Annotated in this window: 12 protein-coding genes; 2 read left to right on the top strand and 10 right to left on the bottom strand. The window is 35.3% G+C overall.

The window, feature by feature from the left end:
• Positions 1 to 285: 285 nt before the first annotated feature.
• Positions 286 to 1,740, bottom strand: coding sequence for a glutamate synthase subunit beta (locus tag DCO46_RS15480; protein ID WP_116753412.1), 1,455 nt, complete (start codon positions 1,738 to 1,740; stop codon positions 286 to 288).
• A 112-nt stretch (positions 1,741 to 1,852) separates the two neighbouring features.
• Positions 1,853 to 6,370: a glutamate synthase large subunit gene (gene gltB, locus DCO46_RS15475; protein ID WP_116753415.1), complete on the bottom strand. Its 4,518-nt coding sequence runs from the start codon at positions 6,368 to 6,370 to the stop codon at positions 1,853 to 1,855.
• 415 nt (positions 6,371 to 6,785) lie between these two features.
• Between gltB and sucC the strand changes: the two genes are divergently transcribed.
• On the top strand, positions 6,786 to 7,979 hold the full coding sequence (gene sucC, locus DCO46_RS15470; RefSeq protein WP_031453708.1) for an ADP-forming succinate--CoA ligase subunit beta: 1,194 nt from the start codon (positions 6,786 to 6,788) through the stop codon (positions 7,977 to 7,979).
• Positions 7,980 to 8,042: 63 nt separating this feature from the next.
• Here sucC and DCO46_RS15465 read toward each other — a convergent pair whose 3' ends face one another.
• The 4 genes from DCO46_RS15465 to DCO46_RS15445 form a co-directional block, all read right to left on the bottom strand.
• Entirely contained in the window at positions 8,043 to 8,321 is a 279-nt protein-coding gene (locus DCO46_RS15465; RefSeq protein ID WP_116753411.1) for a hypothetical protein, read from the bottom strand.
• 232 nt (positions 8,322 to 8,553) lie between these two features.
• A complete protein-coding gene (locus DCO46_RS15455) occupies positions 8,554 to 9,018 on the bottom strand; it encodes a DUF1456 family protein (RefSeq protein WP_116753409.1) in 465 nt (154 codons plus the stop codon).
• A 39-nt stretch (positions 9,019 to 9,057) separates the two neighbouring features.
• Positions 9,058 to 10,071 (bottom strand): dipeptide epimerase, encoded by a 1,014-nt coding sequence (locus tag DCO46_RS15450; RefSeq protein WP_116753408.1) that lies wholly within the window; start codon positions 10,069 to 10,071, stop codon positions 9,058 to 9,060.
• A 14-nt stretch (positions 10,072 to 10,085) separates the two neighbouring features.
• On the bottom strand, positions 10,086 to 10,883 hold the full coding sequence (locus tag DCO46_RS15445; protein WP_116753407.1) for an alpha/beta hydrolase: 798 nt from the start codon (positions 10,881 to 10,883) through the stop codon (positions 10,086 to 10,088).
• Positions 10,884 to 10,935: 52 nt separating this feature from the next.
• On the opposite strand from DCO46_RS15445, the gene DCO46_RS15440 reads away from it, so the two are divergent.
• Entirely contained in the window at positions 10,936 to 11,337 is a 402-nt protein-coding gene (locus DCO46_RS15440; protein WP_116753414.1) for an excinuclease ABC subunit B, read from the top strand.
• Between the two features lie 155 nt (positions 11,338 to 11,492).
• Here the strand turns inward: DCO46_RS15440 and DCO46_RS15435 are convergent, their stop codons facing one another.
• The 4 genes from DCO46_RS15435 to uvrB all read right to left on the bottom strand — a co-directional run bounded on the left by DCO46_RS15435 (position 11,493) and on the right by uvrB (position 16,361).
• Positions 11,493 to 12,065, bottom strand: a complete 573-nt coding sequence (locus DCO46_RS15435) for a DUF6705 family protein (RefSeq protein WP_116753406.1) — start codon at positions 12,063 to 12,065, stop codon at positions 11,493 to 11,495.
• Between the two features lie 123 nt (positions 12,066 to 12,188).
• Complete coding sequence (locus DCO46_RS15430) at positions 12,189 to 12,752, bottom strand: DUF6705 family protein (RefSeq protein ID WP_116753405.1); 564 nt, start codon at positions 12,750 to 12,752, stop codon at positions 12,189 to 12,191.
• A gap of 3 nt (positions 12,753 to 12,755) precedes the next feature.
• Entirely contained in the window at positions 12,756 to 14,153 is a 1,398-nt protein-coding gene (locus DCO46_RS15425; RefSeq protein WP_124019572.1) for a hypothetical protein, read from the bottom strand.
• Positions 14,154 to 14,369: 216 nt separating this feature from the next.
• Positions 14,370 to 16,361 carry an excinuclease ABC subunit UvrB gene (gene uvrB / locus DCO46_RS15420; RefSeq protein WP_116753403.1) on the bottom strand — a complete coding sequence of 664 codons (1,992 nt, stop codon included), beginning with the start codon at positions 16,359 to 16,361 and terminating at the stop codon, positions 14,370 to 14,372.
• Positions 16,362 to 16,466: the final 105 nt, after the last annotated feature.

Here is a 16,466-nt window from a genome sequence, read left to right as displayed (position 1 = left end):
CAAAACATAGCCCGTGGCTTCAACCACGGAAAACGTTATGAATTGGGCGTAATAATATTATTGTGTCCCCGTGGTTGAAACCACGGGCTATATTTGAAATAGAAATCGCTCGAAGAATAAAAATTTGCGAAAATTTGTGCAATTTGTCGTAAAATAATAATCTGTGCTAATCTATGACTCGAGCGATAGCGAACAGACGAAGCAAATCTGTGGCAAAAAAAACAAAACCCCTGAATAGTAATTCAAGGGTTTGTTAGTAGTATGTGTTGTATTTTTATTCGGTTTTTATAGGCTAGGAAGATCTCCTTTTCCTTTAGTAGGCAGGTTGGTAGATCCCATAAGAAATAAATCTACTTCTCTTGCTGCTTCGCGACCTTCTGAAATAGCCCACACGATTAATGATTGTCCTCTTCGCATATCACCTGCGGTGAAAATGTGAGGAACATTTGTCTGATAGTTTTTAGCTTTGTAATTGCTTCTCATATCAGTTTCGATTCCTAACTGCTCGCTTAATGTTTTCTCCGGACCTGTAAATCCAAGAGCCAATAAAGCTAAATCGCAAGGCCAGATTTTCTCAGAACCTTCTTTTTCGATTAATTCAGGACGCTGACCAGGAGTCATTTTCCATTGTACTTCAACCGTTTTTAATCCGGTTAATTCGCCTTTATCGTTAGAAATGAATTCTTTAGTATTGATCAACCAGTTTCTGTCGCAACCTTCTTCATGTGAAGAAGATGTTTTTAACTGCAACGGCCAGAAAGGCCATGGAGTTGACTCGCTTCTTCCAACCGGAGGTTTTGGTAAAATCTCAAAGTTGGTTACTGATTTTGCTCCGTGTCTGTTTGAAGTTCCGATACAATCTGAACCTGTATCTCCACCACCAATAACGATTACATCTTTACCAGTTGCTTTAATTTGATCCGGAATTGATTCTCCAAATAAAACTTTAGTTTGTTGTGTTAAGAAATCCATCGCCTGGACAACGCCTTTGCTTTCGATTCCTTTAGTTGGCAAGCTTCTTCTTTCTGTTGCTCCTCCGCATAAAACGATAGAATCAAATGCATTTAATTCTGCTACGCTAAAGTTTACACCAACATTTACATTGGTTTTGAAAGTGATTCCTTCTGCTTCCAGAATGGCTACACGACGGTCGATGATTTGTTTTTCTAATTTGAAATTTGGGATTCCGTAACGTAATAAACCTCCAATTGCGTTGTCTCTTTCAAAAACAGTAACCGTGTGTCCGGCTCTGTTTAATTGCTGAGCAGCTGCCAATCCTGCAGGTCCTGAACCAATAACGGCAATCGTTTTTCCGGTTCTTGTTTTTGGTGCCTGTGGTTTGATCCATCCTTCTGCAAAACCTCTTTCAACAATGTTTTTCTCGATGTTTTCGATTGCTACAGGATCTTTGATGATTCCTAATACACATGATTTCTCACATGGAGCAGGGCATAAGCGGCCTGTGAATTCAGGGAAGTTGTTAGTAGATTGTAAAATCTCTAACGCACCCTGCCATTCTTCCTGATGTACCATGTCGTTGAAGTCAGGAATTAAATTTCCTAACGGACAACTACTGTGGCAAAAAGGAATACCACAATCCATACATCTTGAACCTTGTTCTTTTATTTTATCTTTTTCTAACGGAATAGTAAACTCGTTGTAGTTGGCAACACGTTCTGCAACTGCCAGATTACTTTCGTCAGCTCTGTTATATTCTTTAAATCCGCCTATTTTACCCATGACATTTTAAATTAAATTCCAATTTCTTTAAATTCCAAATTCCAATTTTTTATTACTACCAGGCATTGATATTGCCATTGGAATTTGGAATTTTATTTTTTGAAATTGATTTTTATCCCGCTATTAATTCTTCTATTTTTTTCTCTTCTGCAATTCGTTTTAATGCTTTCTTGTAATCAGTTGGCATTACTTTTACGAAGTGCTGTTGTTGATTTTCCCAGTCTGCTAAAATTCTTTTTGCTAATGGACTGCTGGTGTACAATGAATGATTTTTAATCAATCGTCTTAGTTTTGTAACGTCTTCTTCTTCCAACGGATCGAATGCAACCATTTCCATGTTACAAACTGTTGAGTCGAATTTCTTGTTCGGATCGTAAACATAAGCTACACCGCCGCTCATACCCGCTGCGAAGTTTCTTCCTGTTTTTCCTAAAACTACCACTGTACCACCGGTCATGTACTCGCATCCGTGATCTCCAATTCCTTCTACAACTGCTGTTGCTCCGGAATTTCTTACACAGAAACGCTCTCCGGCCATTCCATTAATATAAGCCTCTCCGGTAATAGCTCCGTAAAGGGCAACGTTTCCGATAATGATATTGTCTTCAGGTTTGAAGGTTGCAGTAGGAGGTACTTTTACAATTAATTTTCCTCCGGAAAGACCTTTTCCTAAATAATCATTACAGTTTCCGTGAATTTTAAACGACAATCCGTTTGTTGCAAAAGCTCCAAAACTTTGTCCGGCAGAACCTTCAAAATCAACTAAAATAGTGTCATCAGGTAATCCTTGTGCGCCATAAATTTTTGAGATTTCATTACTCAAAATAGCACCTACAGAACGGTCTGTATTTTTAATTTTAAATGTTACTCTTGTTTTCTCTTTTCTATAGATAGACGGAATCGCTTCTTTGATAATATCAAAATCTAATACGTTTTCAAGTTGGTGATCTTGTTGTGTTGTATTGTGATTTGGCTGTGTTTTAGCTTTTTCCGGTTTGTATAGAATTGGTGATAAATCTAAACCATTTGCTTTATAATGTTTGATCGCTTTATTCACATTTAATTTTTGTGACTGACCCACCATTTCTTTTAAGGTTCTGAAACCTAACTGAGCCATGATTTCTCTTAGCTCTTCAGCAATAAAATACATGAAGTTGATTACGTGCTCCGGAGTTCCTTTGAAATTTTTTCTCAATTCAGGATCCTGAGTGGCAATACCAACCGGACAAGTATTTAAGTGACAGGCTCTCATCATGATACATCCGGAAGCTACAAGCGGTGCTGTTGCAAAACCAAATTCTTCAGCTCCTAATAAAGCTGCGATAGCCACGTCACGGCCTGTTTTTAACTGTCCGTCACATTCAAGAACTACACGACTTCTTAAATCATTTAAGATTAAAGTTTGTTGCGCTTCAGCTAAACCAAGTTCCCACGGAATACCTGTATGTTGCAATGATGTTAATGGTGCAGCTCCCGTTCCTCCGTCATAACCTGAAATTAAGATAACGTCCGCTTTTGCTTTGGCAACACCGGCAGCGATGGTTCCAACTCCAACTTCAGAAACTAATTTTACGTTTACACGTGCTTCACGGTTTGCATTTTTCAAATCGTAAATCAACTGAGATAAATCCTCAATTGAGTAAATATCGTGGTGAGGAGGAGGCGAAATCAAACCTACATAAGGCGTAGAGTTTCTAGTTTCAGCAATCCAGGGCACTACTTTTTCTCCGGGTAACTGTCCACCTTCACCAGGTTTTGCTCCCTGAGCCATTTTAATCTGGATTTCTTTAGCGTTTGTCAAATAGTTGATCGATACGCCAAAACGTCCCGACGCCACTTGTTTGATCGCACTGTTTCTTGAATCTCCGTTAATTTCTTTCTGGAAACGTTTTGGATCTTCTCCACCTTCTCCGGAATTACTTTTTCCGCCAATTCTGTTCATTGCAATGGCTAAATTCTCGTGTGCTTCTCTACTGATAGATCCGTAAGACATCGCACCCGTTTTGAATTTCTTCACAATTTCTGTCCATGGTTCTACTTCGTCAATAGAAATTGGATCCAAATTATTGAATTCAAATAAACCTCTAATAGTCATTAAGTTTGAGCTTTGCTCATTAACGGCATTGGAGTATTCTTTATAACTTTCAGGACTGTTTAAACGAACTGCCTGTTGTAATTTAGAAATAGTAGTTGGGTTAAACATGTGTTTTTCGCCACCACGTCTCCATCTGTAAATACCTCCAATTTCAAGAGAAAGCAAGTTTGCAATTTTTGAATTTGGGAAAGCTTTTTGGAAACGTTTTTTAACTTCTTTTTCTACTTCCATTAAACCAATACCTTCAATTCTTGATGGTGTGTAAGGGAAATATTTAGAAGTAAAAGTTTTGTTTAGACCTAAAATCTCGAAAATCTGTGCAGCTCTGTATGAATGTAATGTAGAGATACCAATTTTGTTCATGATTTTAACGATTCCTTTTGCAATCGCTTTGTTGTAGTTTACAACGGCATAATCTGCTTTTACTCCGGTAATGAAACCCTGAGCTACCTGATCGTAAATAATTTCATTTACCATATAAGGATTGATTGCACTTGCACCGTATCCGAACAATAAAGCAAAATGATGCGGTTCACGAGGTTCAGCAGATTCGATTATGATCCCGAATTTAGAACGAACCTGTAAAATGTTCAAAGAGTGGTGAATATAAGAACAAGCCAATAACATTGGAATTGGAGCTAATTCTTCGCTTACGCCTCTGTCTGATAAAATAATGATGTTACATCCTTCATTAACCGCTTTGAAAGTAGCCTGAACACATTTTTCAAGAGCTCTTTCCAAACCGTTAACTCCTTTTTCTATTTTGTATAAAGTAGAAATAGTAGCCGATTTGAAATCTGCGTGATCGATATTTCTGATTTTGTCCAAATCCTCGTTAGAGATAACCGGATTCTGGATTTTTAATTTTTTACATTGTTTAGATTCAATTTCAAAAATATTGAAATCTCCTCCAATTGCTAAACTGATATCAGTAATGATTTCTTCACGAATACCATCCAAAGGTGGGTTGGTTACCTGAGCAAATAATTGTTTGAAGTAGTTGTACAGCAATTGTGGCTGGTCTGATAACACTGCCAAAGGCGTATCGTTACCCATAGAACTGATTGCTTCAGCTCCCTGACCACCCATCGGGTTGATGATTGTTTTTAAATCTTCAATTGTATAGCCAAATAATTTTTGTCTTGTTAAGAAATCCAGTTTCTCAACCGGAGTTGGATTATTGGTGTACGGAATGTTAGATAAAGGCAATAGGTTAGCATCTAACCATTCTTTATAAGGACGTTTCGTTACAATTGATTTTTTAACCTCTTCATCTTCAATAATACGACCTTCGTTCATGTCAACCAGGAACATTTTTCCAGGTTCTAAACGACCGTGCTGAATTACGTCTTCGGGATCGATATCCAATACACCAATTTCTGATGACATGATTACGAAACCACTTTTTGTTAATGTGTAACGGGAAGGACGCAATCCGTTTCTGTCAAGTAAAGCACCAATTACGTTTCCATCTGTAAACGGAATAGAAGCAGGGCCATCCCAAGGTTCCATAATACAAGCGTTAAACTCATAGAATGCTTTTTTCTCAGGAGACATGGTCTGGTGTTTTTCCCAGGCTTCAGGAACCACCATCATCATTGCCTCAGGAAGCGAACGACCGGTCATTAATAAAAGTTCTACTACCATATCCATAGAAGCAGAATCTGATTTTCCTTCTAAGATAATTGGGAATAATTTTTTGATATCATCGCCAAAAACTTTGCTCTGCATAAGCTCTTCACGAGCACGCATGCGGCTTACGTTTCCACGAAGTGTGTTGATCTCACCGTTGTGACACATGTATCTAAACGGCTGAGCCAAATCCCATGATGGGAATGTATTGGTAGAGAAACGCTGGTGTACAAGCGCTAAACGCGTCACCAGGTCCGGATCTTTCAAATCAATATAATATCGGCTGATGTCTTCCGGCATCAACAGACCTTTATATATAATAGTAGTTGTCGATAAACTAGTAAAATAAAACATGTGGCTTTCAGAAGTTTTTGATCCTCTTATGGCATGTTCAGCAATTTTTCTAGCTGCAAAAAGTTTTGCATTAAATTCTTGTTCAGTTAAATCCTGACCGTTTTTAGAAACGAAAACTTGTTTAACTGTTGGTTCTTTTTCTGCGGCGATTTGCCCTAAATTTTCAACGTCAACAGGCACATCTCTCCAACCCAAAACTTTTAAGTTCTGATCTTTGATAGTTGCTTCAAATGCATTAATACAAAAAGAAACCTGGTTTTTGCTTTTTGGTAAAAAAACCATTCCTACTGCATACTCACGCGTTTCAGGGATTTCAAAGTCACATACTTTCTTAAAAAAATCATGTGGGATGTCAAATAAAATTCCGGCCCCGTCGCCAGTTCTTCCATCAGAACTAACGGCACCACGGTGTTCCAGTTTAATTAAGATATCCAATGCTTTGTGAATGATGTCGTTAGATTTAATACCATTCAAATTACAAATAAATCCTGCACCACAATTGTCGTGTTCAAATTCAGGCAAATAAAGCCCTTGTTCTTTAACTCTCATTCTTGATATTTTTTCTACAAAAATAAAGATTTCGTTAAACATAATGTATTGAAAATGTCATTTGGCTTACATTTTTATAGTAATATTAGAAAAAGGGTTCTTAAATGATAATAATTTTATTTAAAGCATTGTGAAATGATAAAATCACAATATGTTTTAAATAATATTAGGAAAAATTGGCGCTTAGCTATTGAAACCATTGATATTTTTGTTAAATATCAAACGATATAGTGATTTTTAGTTAACAATTTCCGCACAATAGTTTAACGATTACTTTTCCTTGAAAAAGAATAACTCCTTAATATAAATATGAGGGATTTTTTAATTGAAAAAGATTTTACTTTTAAGTTGAATTTTGCTATTTTTGTCGCACTTTTATTCTGAAATAAATTCAGAACCAGACAAATTCTATATTATGAACATACACGAATATCAAGGAAAAGAAATTCTAGCGAGTTACGGAGTACGCATTCAACGCGGAATTGTAGCTAACAATGCGGTTGAAGCTGTTGCTGCTGCAAAACAATTAACTGCCGAAACCGGAACAGGATGGCATGTAATTAAAGCACAAATTCACGCAGGTGGTCGTGGAAAAGGTGGTGGAGTTAAACTTGCTAAAAACTTACAACAGGTTGAAGAAATTGCAGGACAAATTATCGGAATGCAGTTGATTACACCTCAAACTTCTGCTGAGGGTAAAAAAGTAAACAAGGTTTTAGTAGCTGAAGATGTTTACTATCCTGGTGAAAGTGAAACTTCTGAATTTTATGTTTCTGTTTTATTAAATAGAGCTACAGGACGCAACATGATTATGTATTCTACCGAAGGTGGAATGGATATTGAAGAAGTTGCTGAGCATACACCACACTTAATCTTTACTGAAGAAGTTGATCCTTCTGTAGGTTTACAAGGTTTCCAGGCTAGAAGAATTGCCTTTAATTTAGGTCTTTCAGGAAATGCTTTCAAAGAAATGGTGAAATTCATCGATGCACTTTACAATGCTTACATTGGTTCTGATGCTTCTATGTTTGAAATCAACCCGGTTTTGAAAACATCTGACAATAAAATTATGGCTGTTGATGCTAAAGTAAATATCGATGATAATGCTTTATACAGACAACCAAAATATGCTGAAATGAGAGATATCCGTGAGGAGAACCCAATCGAAGTTGAAGCTAAAGAAGTAGGGTTGAACTATGTTGACCTTGACGGTACTGTAGGATGTATGGTAAACGGAGCTGGTCTTGCAATGGCAACTATGGACTTAATTAAATACGCTGGTTTTGAGCCTGCTAACTTCCTAGACGTTGGTGGAACTGCTGATGCTAAACGTGTTGAAACTGCTTTCCGTATTATTCTGAAAGATCCAAACGTAAAAGCTATCTTAATTAACATCTTCGGAGGAATCGTTCGTTGTGACCGTGTTGCTCAAGGTGTTGTTGATGCTTACAAAAACATGGGAGACGCTATTAATGTGCCAATCATCGTTCGTTTGCAAGGAACAAATGCTGAAATTGCAAAAGAATTAATTGACAACTCTGGTATGCCAATTTTATCAGCTGTTCAATTCCAGGAAGCTGCTGACCAGGTTAAAGCTGCTCTTTCTTAATTAAATAAGAAATATCATTATATATAAAATCCCTCCGATACTTCGGAGGGTTTTTTTTGTGTTTTAGACTTTTATTAATTCGAGACTTATTTCTACTTCCTCAAGTTTAAAATATGCATTATTTTTTTCAATTTTTGGAGTTATTCCCATTATTGAATAACGATCTTTAGTTGTGCCAATTCTAATTAATTTTCTTTTCTCGTCGAAAATCCATTTTTGATTTTGCAACATCTGTGCAAACATAGAAGTAAGCTGAGTTTTTTGTTTTGGAATGAAATTAAAATCTTGATTTTTTTGGAATGAAAATATTGAATTTGTAAAAGTTTGAGAGAGTTCTTTCATTTCTTTACTATTAGATGGTACTATTACTTTTTCTACTTTCCAGTTTCCAATAATTTGACCCTGAATGGAGGTTTGGCTTTTTTTGCATTTAATGATAAAAAGAAAAGAATGATGAAAAGTAATTGTTTCATGATAGTTTGTGTAGGTTTAATTTTGATTAAAAATATAAAAAAAAATCCATTCGTTTTGAGAATGGATTTTACAAAGTTTTATATCGTAACAACAGATCTGATTACTTTTTATTTTTACCGTTTTTGAAAACTACTTTTTCTACAACAGATGATTTTCCATTTCCTTTTGGGAATGCTTTCTTCTTAGGTTTTCCAGCTGCTGAACCAGTTTTAGATGGCGCTTTATCGCCTCTCGCTCTTTCAGCATCTTTTGGACTAGCTTTAAATTCAGGTCTTTCTTTAGAAGTTTCTTTCTTCGGAATCTCTGCTTTATGTTTGGCTAAAACATCCGTTGGATTTTTCGGATTTTCTTTTGTTCCTCTTAAATGAATAACCAATCCGTTCAGGAAATTACGCAAAACCTGATCGCCGCATTCCATATAATTAGGGTGATCTTCAGCTCTGAAAAAGGCACCTAATTCTGATTTAGTAATTCTAAAATCAACCAATTCTAAAATTTCAACTATTTGGTCATCACGGAGCATTAAAGCCACGCGAAGTTTTTTTAAGATATCGTTATTTGTCATCGTTTTATTTTTTACAAAGGTACATTATTTTAAGAGGAATTATTCGAACAAAATTACTCCTGTTCCGGTCCTGTCAGAATAAAAAGTTTTCCCGTTTCTAATCGTTACACCGCTTGCAATATCTTCGGCCAGCAACAATGCACCATCCATGTCAACATAGTCTAATTCCGGCAGCAGATGGGCAATTGCCGAAATTCCAACCGTAGATTCTGTCATGCATCCTACCATAGTTTTTAAACCGAGTTCTTTAGCTTCGGCAATCATCCTGCGGCCGGGTGTTATGCCGCCGCATTTCATTAGTTTAATGTTTACGCCATGAAAATGTCCATGACATTTAGCAACATCACTTTCTGTAATACAACTTTCATCGGCTATAACGGGCAAAACCGAATTTTTAAAAACTTTTTTTTGTCCTTCCCAGTCACTGGCTTTTAGGGGTTGTTCTATAAATTCAACGCCCAAATCTTTTAAAATAATGGCATTAGATAAAGTTTCATCTACTGTCCAGGCGCAATTGGCATCAACCCTAAAAATAGCATCACTGTGTTTTCTGAGTTCTGATACAATAGCAATATCATCGGATGTACCAAGTTTAATTTTATAAATAGGCCAGGGGAGTTCCTCCATTTTGGCAATCATGTTTTCTATGGTATCTATACCAATAGTATAATTTGTCAGAGGATTAGTATCGGTCGTATATTCCCATAACTCATATAATTTCTTGCCTTTTTTGCGTGCATACAAGTCATTATAGGCATTATCCAATGCGCATAAGGCAAAAGGGTTGTTTTGTAAAAAAGGACTTATTCTGAGCCAGAATTCCTCCGGGGTTTCATCAGAAGCATTTTCAACAATACCGCGAATCAGTTCAATATCATTTTGTATGATATCAATCGTAATATTATAATAAGGATTTGAAGTTGCTTCTCCAAAACCGGAAACACCATTGTCTTGTAATTCAACAATAAGCGAGGGCTGAAAATCAATTGATTTTCTTGAAATCCTAAAAGTGTGTTTCAGTTTAAGATCGTAACACCTTACTATTAATTTCATATTTTAAAATTATTTTAATAACCAAGCCATGCGACTGCTTTTGCAAAGCCATCGCGCCACAGTTTTTCATTATGCTGACCGCCTTTTACAATTTTTGATTTGGTAAGATGAAGGCAGTAACAGCGTTTGGTGTCTAGTAAACGTTCCATTTTGGTCATGTCTTTTACCATGTCTTCATCTTCATTATCTCCACATAAAAAATAAATCTTTGTTTTGATTTTTGGCGCTTTTTCTGCGAAAGCAAAAATTTCTCTCGAAAACCAGAATGATGGTGAAAAAACTCCGGCTTTGCCAAAAACTTCCGGATATTTTACGGCAGCGTAAAAAGAGACCAAGCCTCCAAGTGAACTTCCCATAATGGTAGTGTTTTTTGGTTTTGGTTTGGTTCTGTAGTTTTTATCGATATAAGGTTTTAATGTTTTTACAATAAAATCAACATAATTATCGGCATTCCCGCCACCATATTTTTCGTTTTTATAGGGTGTTAGTTCTTCTATTCTTTTGTCATTTCCATGTTCAATTCCGACCACAATTACCTGCGCTCTCAGGCTGTCCAGTTTTTCATCGACATTCCATTCACCTGCAAAAGCAGTTTTAGCGTCAAACAGATTTTGCGCATCATGCATATAGATTACACTAAATTTCTTTTTTAGAGCTGTTGTATAATTTTCAGGAAGATAAACCCAGATTTTTTTGGTGGTTTTGAGCTGAGGTGCATCGATGGTAAAACTCGATACGTTTTTTGAAGCCGTGCTTTGCGCATTCACGGAAATTATCCAAAAGAATATAAAAATGATAAAGCCTCGAATCATTAGTTTTGTGTTTATACTTAAAAATAATATTTTAGCTAAAAATACAAATTTGATGAATACACAAATAGAAAAGAAAAGTTTACTTTTAGAAATGATCGCTTTTTCTACAATTGATGGGAATCTTCATAAAAGGGAGCTTGAATTTCTATGGCTTGTCGCACAGGAATTAAATATAGGTCGTACCGAATTTAATGATTTGTTTCATCAGGAAATTAAACCTTTGGTTGTAAGATCAGAATTTCAGCGCATTCACCAATTTTACAGGTTGGCCTTAATTATGCACTGCGATGGTATTTTGCATGAAAAAGAAACAAAAGCCATTCAGCAAATCGCGATTGAAATGGGCCTGAATCCAAACGCAACAAAAAGAATTCTGGATTTAATGAAAAAAGCACCAAATGCGATTATTGATCCTAAACTTTTATTACAGATTTTTCAGGAACAGCATAACTAGAAAAAAATCCCCAAGTTTTTTAATTCTTGAGGATTTATTTTGTTGACATAAAGTATTTTTATAAAAATCAATTCGGCTTATTTTCAATTTAGGCAATCCTGATAATTTTCAGCCTAAACTCCTTTAAAATGTTTAATTTAATGTCTGTCAGAATATTATTGTTTGGTTAAATACATCGATTTTGTAGGTAATATTTGTTGTGCTAAGACAGGACACACATTTCTATCTATTATATCCTGATATGGTGCTAGAAATAATTTCATTTGTTTATTACTTTTTGATGCTAAAGTTGAAATGAAAACCTCTCCGGATTGGCCACACTTCGTATTTTTACCAAAATAATTTAAAACATAATATGCTTTATTATTACTAATATAATCACCTTCAATAACTAAAGGATTTGTATCAGGTAAATTTCTTGTATCTTCAAGAATCGAACCTGTTGTTGTAGTTATTAAATAACGAATAAACAGTTCGTCAGATGAAATGTTTATAAGTTTATGCTTAACTTTTGTTATAATAAATGTATAGTTTTTGTTTTCATAGGTTCCTTTCCATGTCCCAAGATATTTATCAAGTAGGCCATTTATATCTTTAAGGTAAGCTCCGTCAGGAATTTGAGTATCCGAATCTCTATATTCTATCATTTTTTCTACAGGAATAATTTGTTGTGCTTCGCACGATAAGCAAACAAGAATTAAACTTATTATCATTCTAATTGTTTTCATGATTTTGTATTTTAATCCTCAAGAATTTTTATCCTTGAGGATTTTTAAATAAAACTAATGCTTAACTAATTTTAGTAATTCCAACCTAAACTCTTAAAATATGAGTTTAGGTCTCGTAGAATGTTATTGTTTGGTTAAGTACATTGATGTAGTAGGCAATATTTGATCTGCAACTTTAGAACACTTACTATCAAGAAAGTCCTGATCAGGAGATAAAAACAGTTTCATTTGTTTATTGTCTTTAGTAGTCGAGATAAAAACAACTCCGGATTGACCACATGTTGTATTTTTTCCAAAATAATTTAATGTGTAATATCCTTTAGATTTACTGATATAATCACCTTCTATTACTAAAGGATTTGTATCAGGTAAATTTCTTGTATCTTCAAGAATCGAACCTGTTGTTGTAGTTATTAGATAACGAATAAACAGTTCATCAGCTGAAATATTTATAAGTTTATGCTTAACTTTTGTTATAATAAATGTATAGTTTTTGTTTTCATAGATTCCCTTCCATGTCCCAAGATATTTATCAAGTAAGCCATTTATATCTTTGAGGTAAGCTCCGTCAGGAATTTGAGTATCAGAATCTCTATATTCTATCATTTTTTCTACAGGTATAATTTGCTGTGCTTTAACCGATAGTGATGTTATCATCAAGCTTAATATTATTACTATTTTTTTCATATTTTAACAATTTGTGTTTGCTATTTTTTTATTTGCATCCAATGTTTTTTTGGTACTTGTTTTATCTTTATTAATCTTGTATAACTCAACACCTTTTATATAACATTTATCATTTAGAAAATTTAAAAAATTAATTTCTTTACTGCCCTGTTTCATATAAGTTATATAGTCTTTTGTCAAGTTATCAGCATTCCAATTAAAATTCATATTAATCAGATTAGGATCTCCGGTAAATCTTAATTGGTAAGTTCCTTCACTAGAGACCATTGCGCCATATACGCTATCTATCGGGATATTATTGTTTTGTGCATTTTTTACCAATTGCAAAAAAATTCCAATATCAGCAGGTGAAAACATTTTGATAGGTTGTCTAATCAAGGGATCACCATCTGGGTTTACCTGTCCAGAATCGTAATTGTCCAAATGCGAATGTACATAACCAATCATATCAGATGTAGGAACTAATTGCATTCTATCAGCGCCGTTAGTACTAGTCAAAGCTACTAGCGGTGTAAAAGGACCATTTTTGCTTTGTGAATAACCTGTTTCAATCTTTAAATTAGTTTTTTTGCCAAGTTCTTCTAATTTAGCAATAAAATTAGGATTGGCTGTAAGTGTTTTAATTTTATCACAAGGATTTATTGGTGTTTGGGGAGTATTATTGGCACCACTGCCACCGCTACCTCCTCCGGAGGGATTAGAAGTATAATCTATACTACTGTAGCCCGAAGTATCTGTACCTCTCGGAGAGTACACATAAACATAAGAATCATCCTTGTAGGAATTCTCAATAACTACTTCTCTTAACGGAATGGGAGGTTGAGAACCACCATCGCCATTGCTATTCTCATCATCAAGATTTTTTTTGTCCTGCTTATTAGTGAAACTTTTAAATTTTAGCTGCTTGTCATTTAACACTTCTACAACACCATTTTCTACTATGATATTGTTTGCAAATTTTGCAGACCTAACAAAACCTTTCTTTAAATCCCATACACTGATATAACCATTGAAATTATCTAGGTCTACAGTGGTTTGATTTTCAGGATAAAACTCATACAAAAGAACTTTATATGAATCTGTGCCAAGTCTGTAAATAAAAAGTTTTTGTTCCCAATTTTCGTTTACCTCTTTTTTTGCTCCGTCAATGGGCACTGTAATAAATTCGATTCCGTCTTTTGCTTTTTTTACTTTGGCATTCGTCCATTGATAATTTAAGTTTTGGAATACCTTTAGATTATCTCCGTCTGCTTCATAATCCCTAAACCATTTTTGGGCTTTGTCAATCGCGGCATTAGGTTTCTGCTGGTTTGAGGATTCTTCATTAGTACAATTTACTGCTATCAGAGTACTGAAAAAAATAAGCATGACTCGTAATAAAATTTTAAATTTTCTCTTCATTTTTAAGGTATTTAGTTAATAATTAGAGAAAAATATTTTTCAATTTTTCACTTATCCTAAAATTCAAAAATGAAACTTTTAAAATCAGCCTTTTAAAGCTTAAAAAATAATACAATAAGACTTTTTTTGTTTGTTATAGATTTTCTTACAGATGTATATTTTGGATAAAAAAAAAGCTTTACATTCCTGTAAAGCCTTTTAATTGTTAAAAATAATTTAAGCAAGCTGTTCCTGTAGTTTTTTAATATCATCACGCAGTTTAGCAGCTTGTAAAAAGTCCAGTTCTTTTGCTGCTTTTTCCATCGATTTGCGTTTTTCGCGAATCATTTTCTCCAAATCGGCTTTTGACATGTAGGCTGTTTCCGGTTCTGCAGCAGCTGGAAGTGTGTGCCCTAATTCATATTCTACTAATGGGTTTTTGGTAAAGGCGCTTTCGATTTTTTTGTTTAAGGCCTGAGGTACAATATTGTTAGCAGTATTGAAATTAATCTGTTTTGTTCGTCTGTATTCTGTCTCGTCAATTGTTTTCTGCATACTGGCTGTAATTTTATCTGCATACAGGATTGCTTTACCATTTAGGTTTCTTGCCGCACGACCAATGGTTTGCGTCAGAGATCTGTGGTTACGAAGGAAACCTTCTTTGTCTGCATCTAAAATAGCTACTAAAGAAACTTCCGGTAAATCTAAACCTTCACGAAGCAGGTTCACCCCAATCAATACATCAAAAATACCTTTTCTTAAATCCTGCATGATTTCAATACGCTCCAAAGTATCTACTTCAGAGTGAATATAGCGACAACGAACGTTAACTTTGGTTAGGTATTTTGCCAGTTCTTCGGCCATTCTTTTGGTCAGAGTTGTGACTAAAACTCTTTCGTCCAGTTCACAACGCACCTGGATTTCTTCGATTAAATCATCAATCTGATTTAAACTTGGGCGAACTTCAATTGTTGGATCCAATAATCCCGTTGGACGGATAATCTGTTCAACATAAACACCGTCGGTTTTTTGTAATTCATAATCGGCAGGCGTTGCAGAGACATAAATGACCTGATTTTGCAATGCTTCAAATTCCTCAAACTTCAACGGACGGTTATCCATCGCGGCAGGAAGCCTAAATCCGTATTCAACCAGATTTTCTTTACGGCTTCTGTCGCCACCGTACATGGCATGAACCTGAGAAACCGTTACGTGGCTTTCATCAACCACCATTAAAAAATCGTTTGGAAAATAATCTAACAAACAGAAAGGTCTTGTGCCGGCTTGTCTTCCGTCAAGATAACGCGAATAATTCTCAATTCCGGAGCAATACCCTAATTCCCGAATCATTTCCAGATCAAAATTAGTTCGTTCTTCCAGACGCTTGGCTTCAAGGTGTTTTCCTATTTCCTTAAAATAATCCACCTGTTTAACCAAATCCTGTTGAATTTCCCAGATTGCACCCTGTAAAACTTCCGGTGAAGTCACAAACATATTGGCCGGATAAATGGTAAGCCTTTTAAATTTTTCGATAACCTGAGATGTCTTGGCATCAAAAGATTCGATTTCTTCGATTTCGTCCCCGAAAAAGTGAATCCTGAATGCATCATCAGCATAACTTGGATATACTTCGACCGTGTCACCTTTAATTCTAAAAGTTCCCGGATTAAAATCGGCTTCAGTTCTCGCATATAAACTCTGTACGAGACTATGTAATAATTTTGTTCTCGAAATAACCTGATCTCGTGTAATTTCGATTACGTTTTTCTTAAACTCAACCGGATTTCCGATACCATACAGACAAGAAACAGAGGCTACAACCAAAACATCACGACGTCCTGAAAGAAGGGAAGAAGTGGTGCTTAAACGCATCTTTTCAAGTTCTTCGTTGATCGATAAATCTTTTTCTATGAAAACGCCTGTAACGGGCATAAAAGCTTCCGGCTGATAATAGTCGTAGTAAGAAACAAAATACTCAACGGCATTATTAGGGAAAAACTGTTTGAACTCCGAATACAATTGTGCCGCCAGCGTTTTGTTATGTGCCAAAACCAAAGTGGGCCTTTGTACTTCCTGAATAACGTTGGCTACCGTAAACGTTTTACCGGAACCGGTAACTCCTAATAAAGTCTGATATTTTTCTCCATCAACGACACCTTGTGCCAATTTTTTAATGGCTTGCGGCTGATCACCTTTTGGGCTATATTCTGAGGAAACTTCGAATTTCATTTTGAGTGGCTGAAAATTTAGTTTTGTAAAGATACAAAGTTTAATTGTTTTAATTTTTTCCGCCACGAGTTACACGAATTTAAAATTTCATATTTTCAGCCTGCT

The organism is Flavobacterium sp. HTF, from assembly GCF_003105115.1.
GTDB lineage: Bacteria > Bacteroidota > Bacteroidia > Flavobacteriales > Flavobacteriaceae > Flavobacterium.
The sequence above is the reverse complement of the archived record's forward strand: the minus strand, read 5'-3'. Positions and strand labels throughout refer to the sequence as shown.

What these genes read in the sequence shown, in the direction of transcription:
- DCO46_RS15480 (WP_116753412.1), bottom strand. Translation starts at nt 1,740, where the DNA reads ATGGGTAAAATAGGCGGATTTAAAGAATATAACAGAGCTGACGAAAGT.
- gltB (WP_116753415.1), bottom strand. Translation starts at nt 6,370, where the DNA reads ATGAGAGTTAAAGAACAAGGGCTTTATTTGCCTGAATTTGAACACGAC.
- sucC (WP_031453708.1), top strand. Translation starts at nt 6,786, where the DNA reads ATGAACATACACGAATATCAAGGAAAAGAAATTCTAGCGAGTTACGGA.
- DCO46_RS15465 (WP_116753411.1), bottom strand. Translation starts at nt 8,321, where the DNA reads ATGAAAGAACTCTCTCAAACTTTTACAAATTCAATATTTTCATTCCAA.
- DCO46_RS15455 (WP_116753409.1), bottom strand. Translation starts at nt 9,018, where the DNA reads ATGACAAATAACGATATCTTAAAAAAACTTCGCGTGGCTTTAATGCTC.
- DCO46_RS15450 (WP_116753408.1), bottom strand. Translation starts at nt 10,071, where the DNA reads ATGAAATTAATAGTAAGGTGTTACGATCTTAAACTGAAACACACTTTT.
- DCO46_RS15445 (WP_116753407.1), bottom strand. Translation starts at nt 10,883, where the DNA reads ATGATTCGAGGCTTTATCATTTTTATATTCTTTTGGATAATTTCCGTG.
- DCO46_RS15440 (WP_116753414.1), top strand. Translation starts at nt 10,936, where the DNA reads ATGAATACACAAATAGAAAAGAAAAGTTTACTTTTAGAAATGATCGCT.
- DCO46_RS15435 (WP_116753406.1), bottom strand. Translation starts at nt 12,065, where the DNA reads ATGAAAACAATTAGAATGATAATAAGTTTAATTCTTGTTTGCTTATCG.
- DCO46_RS15430 (WP_116753405.1), bottom strand. Translation starts at nt 12,752, where the DNA reads ATGAAAAAAATAGTAATAATATTAAGCTTGATGATAACATCACTATCG.
- DCO46_RS15425 (WP_124019572.1), bottom strand. Translation starts at nt 14,153, where the DNA reads ATGAAGAGAAAATTTAAAATTTTATTACGAGTCATGCTTATTTTTTTC.
- uvrB (WP_116753403.1), bottom strand. Translation starts at nt 16,361, where the DNA reads ATGAAATTCGAAGTTTCCTCAGAATATAGCCCAAAAGGTGATCAGCCG.